Annotated in this window: 11 protein-coding genes; 6 read left to right on the forward strand and 5 right to left on the reverse strand. The window is 52.1% G+C overall.

The window, feature by feature from the left end:
* Positions 1-28 precede the first annotated feature (28 nt).
* Positions 29-691, forward strand: a complete 663-nt coding sequence (can, locus tag HEN33_RS03450; protein ID WP_000651599.1) for a carbonate dehydratase — start codon at positions 29-31, stop codon at positions 689-691.
* A gap of 40 nt (positions 692-731) precedes the next feature.
* Here the strand turns inward: can and hpt are convergent, their stop codons facing one another.
* Positions 732-1,268 (reverse strand): hypoxanthine phosphoribosyltransferase, encoded by a 537-nt coding sequence (gene hpt / locus HEN33_RS03455; RefSeq protein WP_000683336.1) that lies wholly within the window; start codon positions 1,266-1,268, stop codon positions 732-734.
* Between the two features lie 205 nt (positions 1,269-1,473).
* Between hpt and gcd the strand changes: the two genes are divergently transcribed.
* Complete coding sequence (gcd, locus tag HEN33_RS03460) at positions 1,474-3,864, forward strand: quinoprotein glucose dehydrogenase (protein WP_032183223.1); 2,391 nt, start codon at positions 1,474-1,476, stop codon at positions 3,862-3,864.
* Between the two features lie 201 nt (positions 3,865-4,065).
* On the opposite strand, the gene cueO is transcribed toward gcd, so the two are convergent.
* On the reverse strand, positions 4,066-5,616 hold the full coding sequence (gene cueO, locus HEN33_RS03465; protein ID WP_088541436.1) for a multicopper oxidase CueO: 1,551 nt from the start codon (positions 5,614-5,616) through the stop codon (positions 4,066-4,068).
* Between the two features lie 165 nt (positions 5,617-5,781).
* Here cueO and HEN33_RS03470 point away from each other — a divergent pair, with 165 nt between their 5' ends.
* The 3 genes from HEN33_RS03470 (at position 5,782) to speD (ending at position 7,911) form a co-directional block, all read left to right on the forward strand.
* Entirely contained in the window at positions 5,782-6,129 is a 348-nt protein-coding gene (locus tag HEN33_RS03470) for a YacC family pilotin-like protein (RefSeq protein WP_001295568.1), read from the forward strand.
* Between the two features lie 105 nt (positions 6,130-6,234).
* Complete coding sequence (gene speE / locus HEN33_RS03475; RefSeq protein ID WP_088541437.1) at positions 6,235-7,101, forward strand: polyamine aminopropyltransferase; 867 nt, start codon at positions 6,235-6,237, stop codon at positions 7,099-7,101.
* A gap of 15 nt (positions 7,102-7,116) precedes the next feature.
* Positions 7,117-7,911, forward strand: a complete 795-nt coding sequence (gene speD / locus HEN33_RS03480; RefSeq protein WP_000734290.1) for an adenosylmethionine decarboxylase — start codon at positions 7,117-7,119, stop codon at positions 7,909-7,911.
* A gap of 37 nt (positions 7,912-7,948) precedes the next feature.
* On the opposite strand, the gene yacL is transcribed toward speD, so the two are convergent.
* Positions 7,949-8,311, reverse strand: a complete 363-nt coding sequence (gene yacL, locus HEN33_RS03485; protein WP_001353457.1) for a protein YacL — start codon at positions 8,309-8,311, stop codon at positions 7,949-7,951.
* A gap of 174 nt (positions 8,312-8,485) precedes the next feature.
* Positions 8,486-11,083: a bifunctional aconitate hydratase 2/2-methylisocitrate dehydratase gene (gene acnB / locus HEN33_RS03490; RefSeq protein WP_001355211.1), complete on the reverse strand. Its 2,598-nt coding sequence runs from the start codon at positions 11,081-11,083 to the stop codon at positions 8,486-8,488.
* Between the two features lie 354 nt (positions 11,084-11,437).
* Here acnB and HEN33_RS03495 point away from each other — a divergent pair, with 354 nt between their 5' ends.
* Complete coding sequence (locus tag HEN33_RS03495) at positions 11,438-13,195, forward strand: DUF3300 domain-containing protein (RefSeq protein ID WP_176263094.1); 1,758 nt, start codon at positions 11,438-11,440, stop codon at positions 13,193-13,195.
* A 71-nt stretch (positions 13,196-13,266) separates the two neighbouring features.
* On the opposite strand, the gene lpdA is transcribed toward HEN33_RS03495, so the two are convergent.
* Positions 13,267-14,691, reverse strand: a complete 1,425-nt coding sequence (gene lpdA / locus HEN33_RS03500; RefSeq protein ID WP_000102485.1) for a dihydrolipoyl dehydrogenase — start codon at positions 14,689-14,691, stop codon at positions 13,267-13,269.
* Positions 14,692-14,863 lie beyond the last annotated feature (172 nt).

The raw sequence follows: 14,863 nt of genomic DNA on the forward strand, positions 1-14,863 counted from the left end.
ATTATTTGGTTACAGGTCGTTAACCTCCATGAAAGACATAGATACACTCATCAGCAACAATGCACTATGGTCAAAAATGCTGGTGGAAGAGGATCCCGGGTTTTTTGAGAAACTGGCGCAAGCGCAAAAACCGCGCTTTCTATGGATTGGATGTTCCGACAGTCGCGTTCCTGCAGAACGTTTAACCGGTCTTGAGCCGGGCGAACTCTTTGTTCACCGTAATGTTGCTAACCTGGTCATTCACACCGACCTGAACTGCCTTTCCGTGGTTCAGTATGCAGTGGATGTTCTCGAAGTTGAACACATTATTATCTGTGGCCACTACGGTTGCGGCGGCGTACAGGCCGCAGTTGAAAACCCGGAACTGGGGCTTATCAACAACTGGCTGCTGCACATTCGCGATATCTGGTTCAAACATAGCTCATTGCTTGGCGAAATGCCGCAAGAGCGCCGTCTGGATACCTTGTGCGAACTGAACGTCATGGAGCAGGTATATAACCTGGGCCACTCCACCATTATGCAATCAGCGTGGAAACGCGGGCAGAAAGTCACCATTCACGGCTGGGCCTACGGCATTCACGACGGTTTGCTGCGTGATCTGGATGTTACCGCCACCAACCGCGAAACCCTTGAACAACGTTACCGTCACGGGATTTCCAATCTCAAGCTGAAACACGCCAACCACAAATAAAAACACCATGCCGGATGCAACACATCCGGCACATCCGCACTTACTCGTCCAGCAGCACTACTTTGCCGATGTACGGCAGATGGCGGTAACGCTGAGCGTAATCAATGCCGTAGCCCACCACAAACTCATCCGGGATCGAGAAACCGATAAATTCTACCGGGACATTCACTTCACGACGGGACGGTTTATCCAGCAGCGTACAAATCGCCAGCGACTTCGGTTCGCGCAGGCTTAAGATTTCACGCACTTTCGACAGTGTATTACCCGAGTCGATGATATCTTCAACAATCAGCACGTCCTTACCACGGATATCTTCATCCAGATCTTTGAGGATTTTCACATCGCGGGTGGTGGACATGCCGCTACCGTAGCTGGAGGCGGTCATAAAATCGACTTCATGAGATACCTGAACTTCACGGCACAGGTCCGCCATAAACATAAATGAGCCACGCAGCAGGCCTACCAGCACCATATCGCTGCCGCTGTCTTTGTAACGCTCAGTAATCTGACGACCCAGTTCGGCGATACGCGCTTTAATCTCCGCTTCGGGGATCATTACTTCTACAGTATGTTTCATATCTCTAACCATATGATTTAAAAACAAATCACTTCGCACGGGCAGGTTTTGGCACCGCAACAAAGCGCAAGACACGCAGTATACCAGTAAAACTATTCATTGGCGGAATCTGTTAATAAAGCTCGAATTGTGATGACGATCACACATGTTAAAACCTATAATTAATTGCTACTAAAATATTAATGAATTGAAATGGTGTCTCTTTATGGCAATTAACAATACCGGCTCGCGACGATTACTCGTCACGCTAACAGCCCTATTTGCAGCGCTTTGCGGGCTGTATCTTCTCATTGGCGGAGGCTGGTTGGTCGCGATCGGCGGCTCCTGGTACTACCCTATCGCTGGCCTTGTGATGCTCGGCGTCGCCTGGATGCTGTGGCGCAGCAAACGCGCCGCACTTTGGCTTTACGCGGCATTGCTGCTTGGCACCATGATTTGGGGCGTCTGGGAAGTGGGTTTCGATTTCTGGGCGCTGACGCCGCGTAGCGACATTCTGGTCTTCTTTGGCATCTGGCTGATCCTTCCGTTTGTCTGGCGTCGCCTGGTCATTCCTGCCAGCGGCGCAGTTGCCGCGTTGGTGGTCGCGCTGTTGATTAGCGGTGGTATCCTCACCTGGGCCGGATTTAACGATCCACAGGAAATCAACGGCACCTTAAGCGCTGATGCTACACCTGCCGAAGCTATCTCCCCCGTTGCCGATCAAGACTGGCCTGCCTATGGTCGCAATCAGGAAGGTCAACGCTTTTCACCACTGAAACAAATTAACGCTGATAACGTCCACAAGCTGAAAGAAGCCTGGGTGTTCCGTACAGGCGATGTGAAACAGCCGAACGATCCGGGCGAAATCACCAATGAAGTGACGCCGATTAAAGTAGGCGACACGCTTTACCTGTGTACCGCTCACCAGCGTTTGTTTGCGCTCGATGCCGCCAGCGGCAAAGAGAAATGGCATTACGATCCTGAGCTGAAAACCAACGAGTCTTTCCAGCATGTAACCTGCCGTGGTGTCTCTTATCATGAAGCCAAAGCAGAAACTGCTTCGCCGGAAGTGATGGCGGATTGCCCACGTCGTATCATTCTTCCGGTCAATGATGGTCGCCTGATTGCACTCAACGCCGAAAATGGCAAGCTGTGTGAAACCTTCGCTAATAAAGGCGTGCTCAACCTGCAAAGCAACATGCCGGACACCAAACCGGGTCTGTATGAGCCGACTTCACCACCGATTATCACTGATAAAACCATCGTGATGGCGGGTTCCGTCACTGATAACTTCTCAACCCGCGAAACGTCTGGCGTGATCCGTGGTTTTGATGTCAATACCGGGGAGCTGTTGTGGGCCTTTGATCCAGGCGCGAAAGATCCGAATGCGATCCCGTCTGACGAACACACCTTTACCTTTAACTCGCCAAACTCGTGGGCACCTGCGGCCTATGACGCGAAGCTGGATCTGGTGTATCTGCCGATGGGCGTTACCACGCCAGATATCTGGGGCGGTAACCGCACCCCAGAACAGGAACGTTATGCCAGCTCAATTCTGGCGCTGAATGCCACTACCGGGAAACTGGCGTGGAGCTATCAGACCGTTCACCACGACCTGTGGGATATGGATCTTCCGGCACAGCCAACGCTGGCAGATATCACCGTTAATGGTCAAAAAGTTCCGGTTATTTACGCTCCAGCGAAAACCGGCAACATTTTTGTGCTTGATCGCCGCAATGGTGAACTGGTGGTTCCGGCCCCGGAAAAACCGGTGCCGCAAGGCGCAGCGAAAGGTGATTACGTTACCCCTACTCAACCGTTTTCTGAACTGAGCTTCCGTCCGACGAAAGATTTAAGCGGTGCGGATATGTGGGGCGCCACCATGTTTGACCAACTGGTGTGCCGCGTAATGTTCCACCAGATGCGTTATGAAGGTATTTTCACCCCGCCATCTGAACAGGGTACGCTGGTCTTCCCGGGTAACCTGGGGATGTTCGAATGGGGCGGGATTTCCGTTGATCCGAATCGTGAAGTGGCAATTGCCAACCCAATGGCGCTGCCGTTTGTTTCAAAACTGATCCCTCGCGGTCCAGGCAACCCGATGGAACAGCCGAAAGATGCCAAAGGCACGGGTACGGAATCCGGCATTCAGCCACAGTACGGCGTACCATATGGCGTTACGCTCAACCCGTTCCTTTCACCGTTTGGTCTGCCGTGTAAACAGCCAGCATGGGGCTATATCTCGGCGTTGGATCTGAAAACCAACGAAGTGGTGTGGAAGAAACGCATTGGTACGCCGCAGGACAGCATGCCGTTCCCGATGCCCATTCCGGTGCCGTTCAATATGGGTATGCCGATGCTTGGCGGGCCAATCTCCACGGCGGGTAACGTGCTATTTATCGCCGCTACGGCAGATAACTACCTGCGCGCTTATAACATGAGCAACGGTGAAAAACTGTGGCAGGGCCGTTTACCGGCGGGTGGTCAGGCAACACCGATGACCTATGAAGTGAATGGCAAGCAGTATGTGGTGATCTCCGCAGGCGGTCACGGTTCATTTGGTACGAAGATGGGCGACTATATTGTGGCTTATGCGTTGCCGGATGATGTGAATTAAGATTGACTCATATTGCTGACAAAGTGCGCTTTGTTCATGCCGGATGCGGCGAAAACGCCTTATCCGGCCTACTAAAACTCGCAAATTCAATAAATTGCAGAGTTCACGTAGGCCTGATAAGCGTAGCGCATCAGGCAGTTTTGCGTTTGTCAGCAGAATAATGCCCGGAGAGATCCGGGCATATTTCCGAATACGGTCTTTTTATACCGTAAACCCTAACATCATCCCCGTATCTTCATGCTCCAGCAGATGGCAGTGCGCCATATATGCATGTTCTTTCGGTGCGTCGTGATTAAACTTCACCAGTACTTCGCTGACATTACCTTCTACCTTAACAGTATCTTTCCAGCCTGCGCGATGCGTCGCTGGCGGTTTGCCATTTTCTGACAAGATACGGAACTGCGTACCGTGGATATGGAACGGATGCAGCATCATGTCGCCCACGCCAGAGATAACCCAACGTTCGTATTGCCCTTTCGCCGCCGCAAACATCGGCTTGTTCATATCAAACGCCTGACCGTTGATTTTATTGGCATGGTGGAAATCGAACTTCCCGCCGTGGTTCATATGATTCATATTGCCGTGCCCCATATGGCCCATCATCTGGCTGTGATCCATCCCGGCCATCGCCTGATCGCCATATTTCTCCATCAGCATCTGCATACCCATCATATCGAGCATCGGGTCCATAGAGAGTTGCAGCTTGCGTACCGTCAGCCCTTCCAGCGAAGGTAATGCTGGCAGGCTACTTAACGCGTCAGGTAAGGCACCTGAAGCACTAATGGAAATCGGCTGGATCCGCATTACCGGATGCGGCTTGTCAAACGGTGCAATTGCCATTCCCATCTGGCTGACCGGTAGCGTCACCAGATCAAAGGGTTTGTTGTCGTTAACCTCCACCAGCACTTCGAAACGCTCGCCCATCAGCACCGGCAGCTCGCTCACCTTCACTGGTTCAGGTAGCAGACCACCGTCGCTGGCAATCACATACAGCGGGCGATTGTCACTGGTAGCGAAATTGAGCGAGCGGGCGTTACAGCCATTGAGCAAACGCAGGCGCAGCCAGCCGCGCGGGGCGGCGTGTTGCGGGTAGATAGCACCATTGGTCAGCAGCGTATCGCCAAACCAACCCACGGCAGCGGTCATCATATCCAGTTGATAATCAATCTGCCCGTCAGCGTTAAATTTTTTATCCTGCACGATCACCGGGACATCATCGATACCCCACTGTTTTGGCAGCATTAATTTTAGAATCTCGTCATCTTCAATCACTACCAGCCCCGCCAGCCCCATCGCCACCTGTCGCCCGGTTTTGCCATGTTGATGCGGATGGAACCAGCAGGTAGCGGCAGGTTGATCAACGTTCAACGTCACCGTACGCTTGCCACCTGGCGGAATAATTCCCTGCGGGCCGCCGTCGACTTCACCCGGTACTTCCAGCCCGTGCCAGTGCAACGTCGTTTCTTCCGTCAGTTGGTTATAGATATCAACCGTTACCGCTTTGCCGCGCTGTAATTTCACCGCCGGCCCCAGCAGATTGCCGTTATAGCCCCAGGTAGTTGCCGTTTTTCCGGCAAAGGTGGACTGGCCTGTGCCAACAGTTAACTGAATACGATTGCGGGCATCAGTCGTGAGCAAATCAGGGATCGGTAACGTTGGACGCTCCGCCGCAAATACTGCGCGGCTCCACAGCGGCAAGGCTGAAGCTACGCCCAGCGCAATGGAATATTTCAAGAAATCACGACGTTGCATAGTTATTTCCTTATTCTTAAGCAGGCGAAACAAAATCAAACGTTGAGCATAGTCCTTCCCCTTACGGGAAGGTCAAGCCGCAGACACAATTTAATCAACAATAATGGTCGTCGCCTCGCTCGCAGTGTGCTAACGTTTATCTTCTTTAAGCCCCTGGTAGAAGCAATGAAGACGTTTTTCAGAACAGTGTTATTCGGCAGCTTGATGGCCGTCTGCGCAAACAGTTACGCGCTCAGCGAGTCTGAAGCCGAAGATATGGCCGATTTAACGGCAGTTTTTGTCTTTCTGAAGAACGATTGTGGTTACCAGAACTTACCAAACGGGCAGATTCGTCGCGCACTGGTCTTTTTCGCCCAGCAAAACCAGTGGGATCTCAGCAACTACGATACCTTCGACATGAAAGCCCTCGGTGAAGACAGCTACCGCGATCTCAGCGGCATCGGCATTCCCGTCGCTAAAAAATGCAAAGCCCTGGCTCGCGATTCCTTAAGCCTGCTTGCCTACGTCAAATAATCCCTGATACCTTTTTGTAGAAATATTGACCGTGCATCCGCGGTCAATGTTAGCTATTATGTTGCGCCCTTTTTTTACGGGTGTTAACAAAGGAGGTATCAACCCATGGCCGAAAAAAAACAGTGGCATGAAACGCTACACGACCAGTTTGGGCAGTACTTTGCTGTAGATAACGTTCTGTATCATGAAAAGACCGATCACCAGGATCTGATCATTTTTGAGAACGCCGCATTTGGTCGCGTAATGGCGCTGGATGGCGTAGTACAAACCACCGAGCGCGACGAGTTTATCTATCATGAGATGATGACCCACGTTCCGCTATTAGCCCACGGTCACGCGAAACATGTGCTGATTATCGGCGGCGGCGACGGTGCCATGCTGCGTGAAGTGACCCGACATAAAAACGTTGAGTCAATCACGATGGTGGAAATCGATGCGGGTGTCGTGTCGTTCTGCCGTCAGTATCTGCCCAACCATAACGCCGGTAGCTACGACGATCCGCGCTTTAAACTGGTGATCGACGATGGCGTCAATTTCGTTAATCAAACCAGCCAGACCTTTGATGTCATTATCTCCGACTGCACCGATCCTATCGGTCCCGGCGAAAGTCTTTTCACCTCAGCATATTATGAAGGCTGCAAACGTTGCCTGAATCCTGGCGGTATTTTTGTCGCACAGAACGGCGTCTGTTTTTTACAGCAGGAAGAGGCCATTGACAGCTATCGTAAACTCAGCCATTACTTCAGCGATGTTGGCTTTTATCAGGCGGCAATCCCGACCTATTACGGCGGCATCATGACCTTTGCATGGGCGACAGATAACGACGCCTTGCGCCATCTCTCAACCGAAATTATTCAGGCGCGTTTTCTCGCTTCTGGCCTGAAATGCCGTTATTACAATCCGGCAGTCCATACGGCAGCTTTTGCCTTACCTCAGTATCTGCAAGACGCACTGGCCTCACAGCCGTCCTAAGGAGAAGATAAGAAATTGAAAAAACTGAAACTGCATGGCTTTAATAATCTGACCAAAAGTCTGAGTTTTTGTATTTACGATATCTGCTATGCCAAAACTGCCGAAGAGCGCGACGGTTATATCGCTTATATCGATGAACTCTATAATGCCAACCGCCTGACCGAAATTCTGTCAGAAACCTGTTCCATTATCGGAGCCAATATTCTTAACATCGCCCGCCAGGATTACGAACCACAGGGTGCCAGCGTCACTATTCTGGTGAGTGAAGAACCGGTCGACCCGAAACTTATCGACAAAACAGAACACCCTGGACCACTGCCAGAAACGGTCGTTGCCCATCTCGATAAAAGTCATATTTGCGTACATACCTATCCGGAAAGCCATCCTGAAGGCGGTTTATGTACCTTCCGCGCTGATATTGAAGTCTCGACCTGCGGCGTGATTTCTCCGTTGAAGGCACTGAATTACCTGATCCACCAGCTTGAATCCGATATCGTGACCATTGATTATCGCGTGCGCGGTTTTACCCGCGACATTAACGGTATGAAGCACTTTATCGACCATGAGATTAATTCGATTCAGAACTTTATGTCCGAGGATATGAAGGCGCTGTATGACATGGTGGATGTGAACGTCTATCAGGAAAATATCTTCCATACAAAAATGTTGCTTAAAGAGTTCGACCTTAAGCACTACATGTTCCACACTAAACCGGAAGATTTAACCGACAGCGAGCGCCAGGAAATTACCGCTGCGCTGTGGAAAGAAATGCGCGAGATTTATTACGGGCGCAATATGCCAGCTGTTTAACGGCTCTGGCGGAGCTCGCAGGCTCCGCCAGATTTATCTACTTCTGCTGCACAAAATCGCGATAAGCCGCCACTACCTGCAAGAAGTCCTCAACGCCGCACAGCGACAGGCTTTCCTCGTCGTAGTAGTTCATCCCCTCTTCCATTTCATCGCCAGCGAATTCCAGTTGATTGGCGCGAACCATTACCTCTTCACCGTCCATCCACAGGGTGTATTCATGCCCTGCCCGCTGCCAGGAACGTTCGCTGCCTTTGAGCGTGCGCGCGGCGTCTTCCACTTCATCAAGCAAGGCCAGGTTTTCTTTTACCTCTTCATTAAACCAGTGCCCGACCACTTCATGCCCCATGGACATGCGCACCTTTACCACTCCGGTTACATCGCGCAGAAATTCATAATCCATAGTGTGTTCCTCTGCTCCCGGCAATGCGCCGAAATCGCATTGCGCCATTGATTTAATTATCGCAGCCTTATCGGAGAAAAACAGCGGAACGGCGATGGTTTAGAAATAAAAAATGCCCGGGAATCTCATTCACCGGGCATTGTCTCGTTTATGCGCAGCGGGTGCGCTTACTTATTAAACCGCAGTCTGGAAAATCACCCCATCCGCTTTTTCGGTGTACTGAGAAAGCTGGTTGAAGTTCAGATAACGGTAAGTATCAACGGCTGTTTTATCTACCTGCGCCACGTAGGTCTGGTACTCTTCCGGCGTCGGCAGTTTGCCAATCAGCGCCGCAACAGCAGCCAGTTCCGCAGAAGCCAGGAAGACGTTCGCGCCAGTCCCCAGACGGTTCGGGAAGTTACGGGTAGAGGTGGAAACCACCGTCGCACCGTCTGCTACACGCGCCTGGTTACCCATACACAGGGAACAGCCAGGGATCTCGATACGTGCACCACTCTTACCGAAGACGCTGTAGTAGCCTTCTTCGGTCAACTGCGCGGCGTCCATACGCGTTGGCGGTGCCACCCACAGACGGGTCGGCAGCTGACCTTTATGCGCATCCAGCAGTTTACCGGCGGCACGGAAGTGACCGATGTTGGTCATGCAAGAACCGATAAACACTTCGTCGATCTTCTCGCCCTGTACCGCAGACAGCGGACGTGCGTCGTCCGGGTCGTTCGGTGCACAGAGGATTGGCTCTTTGATATCAGCCAGATCGATATCGATTACTGCTGCGTATTCTGCATCAGCATCGGCTTCCAGCAGCTCAGGATTCGCCAACCATTTTTCCATACCCTGAATACGACGTTCGAGGGTACGACGATCGCCATAACCTTCCGCGATCATCCACTTCAGCAGGACGATGTTAGAGTTCAGGTATTCAATGATCGGCTCTTTGTTCAGCTTGATGGTACAACCGGCAGCAGAACGCTCGGCGGACGCATCGGTCAGCTCAAAGGCCTGCTCAACTTTCAGATCCGGCAGACCTTCGATTTCCAGAATGCGACCAGAGAAGATGTTTTTCTTGCCTTTCTTCTCAACGGTCAGCAGACCTTGTTTGATCGCATACAGCGGAATGGCGTGTACCAGATCGCGCAGGGTGATGCCTGGCTGCATTTTGCCTTTGAAGCGAACCAGAACGGATTCCGGCATATCCAGCGGCATTACGCCTGTTGCAGCTGCAAATGCCACCAGACCAGAGCCCGCCGGGAAAGAGATACCGATCGGGAAACGGGTATGGGAGTCACCGCCAGTACCGACGGTATCCGGCAGCAGCATACGGTTCAGCCAGGAGTGGATTACGCCATCACCCGGACGCAGCGACACACCGCCACGGTTCATGATAAAGTCCGGCAGCGTGTGGTGCGTGTTCACGTCAACTGGTTTCGGATACGCCGCGGTGTGGCAGAAAGACTGCATCACCAGATCAGCCGAGAAGCCCAGGCACGCCAGGTCTTTCAGTTCATCACGGGTCATCGGGCCGGTGGTGTCCTGAGAACCGACAGAGGTCATTTTCGGTTCGCAGTACGCACCCGGACGAATGCCTTTCACGCCGCAGGCACGACCGACCATTTTCTGCGCCAGCGAGAAGCCGCGATCGCTCTCAGCGACATCTTTCGCCTGACGGAACACATCGCTGTGTGGCAGGCCGAGTGCTTCACGCGCTTTGGTGGTCAGGCCACGCCCGATAATCAGCGGAATACGACCGCCAGCACGCACTTCATCAATCAGCACGTCGGTTTTCAGTTCGAAGGTTGCCAGCAGTTCGCCGGTTTCGTGGTTACGCACTTCACCTTTGTACGGGTAAACGTCAATCACGTCGCCCATGTTCAGGTTAGAGACGTCGACTTCGATTGGCAATGCACCCGCGTCTTCCATCGTGTTAAAGAAGATTGGTGCAATTTTACCACCGAGGCACAAACCACCGCCGCGTTTGTTCGGTACATGAGGAATATCTTCACCCATAAACCACAGCACGGAGTTAGTCGCAGATTTACGCGAGGAACCGGTACCCACAACGTCACCCACATAGGCCAGCGGGAAACCTTTCTGTTGCAGAGCTTCGATTTGCTTGATCGGACCAACAACACCCGGCTGATCTGGCTCAATACCTTCACGCGCGTTTTTCAGCATCGCCAGCGCGTGCAGTGGGATATCCGGGCGCGACCACGCATCCGGTGCCGGAGAAAGGTCATCGGTGTTGGTTTCGCCAGTTACTTTGAAGACGGTAACGGTCAGTTTTTCAGCCAGCGCCGGGCGATTCAGGAACCATTCGGCATCCGCCCAGGACTGCATTACCTGCTTCGCATATTCGTTACCTGCTTTCGCTTTCTCTTCTACGTCATAGAAGTTATCGAACATCAGCAGCGTGTGAGAAAGTGCTTTGGCAGCGATCGGTGCCAGTTTGGCATCATCCAGCGCGTCGATCAGCGGATGAATATTATAACCACCCTGCATGGTGCCCAGCAGTTCGATAGCTTTTTCCGGAGTCAGCAGTGGGGATTTAGCTTCGCCTTTGGCGACAGCAGCCAGGAAGCCTGCTTTGACATAGGCGGCTTCATCGACGCCAGGGGGAACACGGTTGGTTAACAGATCTAACAGGAATTCTTCTTCGCCCGCGGGCGGGTTTTTCAGCAGCTCTACAAGTGCGGCCATTTGGTTTGCATCCAGGGGTTTGGGCGCAATCCCCTCAGCGGCACGCTCAGCTACGTGCTTACGGTATTCTTCTAGCACGACGGTTCTCCTCGCTCTCATTGTCATAGTGCGGCAGGCGATTCTCTTCACGCTCCTGTGAGACAGCAGTTTGTAGGGTAAATGCCCAGTACCGCAACGGGCAGAATAGCAGGATTTTGACGATGTGTTAATCTGTTTACAAAAAAGCAACATAAAAAAGTGGCTGAATCGTTAAGGATGGTCTAGAGATTGTTTCCCTCCGTAAAAACTTCGTTAATTCGCATGGTGATAATCACCTTTCTCAACGAATCCCAAGATTAGTCAAAATTTAAACTACCGCCTCTTTATACTCGGATTCACAGCACCTGCGGGTGGCAGTTCGCCGACCATTGCGATTTCCTTGAGATCCGAATTATGAAAATGACTTTGCCGTTTAAACCCCATGTGCTGGCGCTAATTTGCAGTGCCGGGCTTTGTGCCGCCTCTGCAGGGCTATATATAAAAAGCCGCACAGTGGAAGCGCCTGTGGAAGCGCAATCGACACAACTGGCTGCGCCTGAAATCACCGCAGTTACGCTTCCTGCAACGGTTTCCGCACCGCCCGTAACGCCCGCCGTCGTTAAAACCGCATTCAGCACTGCGCAAATAGATCAATGGGTTGCACCTGTCGCGCTGTACCCCGACTCTTTGCTTTCACAAGTGTTAATGGCATCAACCTATCCGGCAAACGTTGCGCAAGCAGTGCAATGGTCGCACGATAATCCACTTAAACAAGGCGATGCTGCTATTCAGGCGGTATCTGACCAGCCGTGGGACGCCAGCGTCAAATCACTGGTAGCTTTTCCACAGTTGATGGCGTTGATGGGCGAAAACCCGCAATGGGTGCAAAACCTGGGCGATGCTTTTCTGGCGCAGCCGCAGGACGTGATGGACTCGGTACAGCGGTTGCGGCAACTGGCGCAACAAACCGGCTCGCTGAAGTCATCAACCGAACAGAAAGTTATTACCACAACGAAGAAAGCTATACCGGTAAAACAGACAGTCACGGCTCCCGTCATACCATCCAATACCGTTACAACTGCCAACCCTGTCATTACAGAGCCTGCAACAACCGTCATTTCCATTGAGCCCGCCAATCCTGATGTGGTCTATATTCCCAACTACAACCCAACCGTGGTTTACGGGAACTGGGCCAATACTGCGTATCCGCCGGTTTATCTGCCACCACCAGCCGGAGAACCGTTTGTTGACAGCTTTGTGCGCGGATTCGGCTATAGCATGGGCGTTGCTACCACGTACGCACTATTCAGCAGCATCGACTGGGACGATGACGATCATGACCATCATCATCATGACGATGATGATTATCACCACCACGATGGCGGTCATCGTGACGGTAATGGCTGGCAACACAACGGCGACAACATCAATATCGACGTAAACAATTTCAACCGTATCACCGGTGAGCATCTTACTGATAAGAACATGGCATGGCGGCACAATCCAAACTACCGTAATGGTGTGCCCTATCATGATCAGGATATGGCAAAGCGGTTTCACCAAACCGATGTCAACGGCGGCATGAGCGCCACGCAGTTACCTACTCCAACACGCGACAGCCAGCGTCAGGCGGCAGCAAGTCAGTTTCAGCAACGAACACACGCCACACCCGTCATTACGCGAGATACACAACGTCAGGCTGCGGCACAGCGATTTAATGAAGCGGAACACTATGGGAGCTATGACGACTTCCGCGAGTTCAGCCGTCGCCAACCACTGACCCAGCAACAAAAGGACGCCGCTCGTCAGCGTTATCAGTCGGCCTCTCCTGAGCAGCGCCAGGCGTTGCGCGAGAAAATGCAAAACCGCCCAATAACACAGCAGCAAAGGGAAGCAGCGCGTCAGCGTATTCAGTCTGCAACTCCCGAACAACGCCAGGTATTTAGGGAAAAAGTACAGCAGCACCCACTGAACCAACAGCAACGTGATAACGCCCGCCAGCGTATACAATCGGCATCACCTGAACAACGTCAGGTTTTTCGGGAGAAAGTTCAGGAGAGCCGCCCACAACGTCTAAACGACAGTAACCGTACTGCCCGATTGAATAACGAGCAACGGTCAGCAGTACGCGAACGTCTCTCTGAGCACGGAGCAAGGCGACTGGAAAGGTAAATTACAGACGTAAAAAAAAGCGGCGTGGTTAGCCGCTTTTTTAATTACCGGATGTCCCGGCACTCGAAGAATTACTTCTTCTTCGCTTTCGGGTTCGGCAGGTCGGTGATGCTACCTTCGAACACTTCTGCCGCCAGGCCCACAGACTCGTGCAGAGTCGGGTGCGCGTGGATGGTCAGTGCGATGTCTTCAGCATCACAACCCATTTCGATTGCCAGACCGATTTCACCCAGCAGCTCGCCGCCGTTAGTACCGACAATCGCACCACCGATCACACGGTGAGATTCTTTGTCGAAAATCAGCTTGGTCATACCGTCTGCGCAGTCAGAAGCGATAGCACGACCAGAAGCAGCCCACGGGAAGGTGGCGGTTTCATAGCTGATGCCTTTCTCTTTCGCTTCTTTCTCAGTCAGACCCACCCATGCAACTTCTGGTTCGGTATAGGCGATAGACGGGATAACTTTCGGATCGAAGTAGTGTTTCTTACCGGCAATAACTTCAGCGGCAACGTGACCTTCGTGAACACCTTTGTGTGCCAGCATCGGCTGACCGACGATATCGCCGATAGCAAAGATGTGCGGTACGTTGGTACGCAGCTGTTTGTCAACGCGGATGAAACCACGGTCGTCAACTTCCACGCCAGCTTTGCCTGCGTCGAGGTTTTTACCGTTCGGCACACGACCAATCGCTACCAGCACGGCGTCGTAACGCTGCGGTTCAGCTGGTGCTTTTTTGCCTTCCATCGTCACATAAATGCCGTCTTCTTTCGCTTCAACGGCGGTAACTTTGGTTTCCAGCATCAGGTTGAATTTCTTGCTGATACGCTTGGTGAAGACTTTAACGATGTCTTTGTCAGCTGCCGGGATAACCTGGTCGAACATTTCAACCACATCAATCTGTGAACCCAGCGCGTGGTATACGGTCCCCATTTCCAGACCGATGATACCGCCACCCATTACCAGCAGGCGTTCTGGTACTTCTTTCAGTTCCAGCGCGTCAGTGGAGTCCCAGATACGCGGATCTTCATGCGGAATAAACGGCAGTTGAATCGGGCGAGAACCCGCTGCAATGATCGCGTTGTCGAAGTTGATCACGGTTTTGCCGTTCTCACCTTCCACTTCCAGGGTGTTCGCCCCGGTGAATTTACCCAGACCGTTGACCACTTTGACTTTGCGGCCTTTCGCCATACCAGCCAGACCACCGGTCAGCTGATTGATCACTTTCTCTTTCCAGGTACGAATCTTGTCGATATCGGTTTTCGGTTCGCCGAAGACGATACCGTGTTCAGCCAGCGCTTTGGCTTCTTCGATAACTTTGGCTACGTGCAGCAGTGCTTTAGAAGGGATACAGCCGACGTTCAGGCAAACACCGCCGAGGGTGTTGTAGCGTTCTACGATTACGGTTTCCAGACCTAAATCAGCGCAACGGAAGGCAGCGGAGTAACCTGCGGGGCCTGCCCCAAGTACCACGACCTGAGTTTTGATTTCAGTACTCATCATGACCTCTATATATTTATCTCCGGCGGGTCTGACGTTATTTTTATGACGCCCATCATCCACCGGGTCGTTCTATCCGTCGGTATTTTACAAAATTGTTAACAATTTTTAAACAACAAACGGCAACCGATTTGTCTATTCGCTAATAACCTCAATACATTCATGAGATTAC

Origin of the sequence: Escherichia sp. 94.0001, from assembly GCF_013369155.2 — a bacterium.
Lineage (GTDB): Bacteria > Pseudomonadota > Gammaproteobacteria > Enterobacterales > Enterobacteriaceae > Escherichia > Escherichia coli_F.

Coding starts and splice junctions, on each gene's coding strand:
- can (WP_000651599.1), top strand. CDS start 29: ATGAAAGACATAGATACACTCATCAGCAACAATGCACTATGGTCAAAA.
- cueO (WP_088541436.1), bottom strand. CDS start 5,616: ATGCAACGTCGTGATTTCTTGAAATATTCCATTGCGCTGGGCGTAGCT.
- lpdA (WP_000102485.1), bottom strand. CDS start 14,691: ATGAGTACTGAAATCAAAACTCAGGTCGTGGTACTTGGGGCAGGCCCC.
- HEN33_RS03495 (WP_176263094.1), top strand. CDS start 11,438: ATGAAAATGACTTTGCCGTTTAAACCCCATGTGCTGGCGCTAATTTGC.
- speE (WP_088541437.1), top strand. CDS start 6,235: ATGGCCGAAAAAAAACAGTGGCATGAAACGCTACACGACCAGTTTGGG.
- HEN33_RS03470 (WP_001295568.1), top strand. CDS start 5,782: ATGAAGACGTTTTTCAGAACAGTGTTATTCGGCAGCTTGATGGCCGTC.
- gcd (WP_032183223.1), top strand. CDS start 1,474: ATGGCAATTAACAATACCGGCTCGCGACGATTACTCGTCACGCTAACA.
- yacL (WP_001353457.1), bottom strand. CDS start 8,311: ATGGATTATGAATTTCTGCGCGATGTAACCGGAGTGGTAAAGGTGCGC.
- hpt (WP_000683336.1), bottom strand. CDS start 1,268: ATGAAACATACTGTAGAAGTAATGATCCCCGAAGCGGAGATTAAAGCG.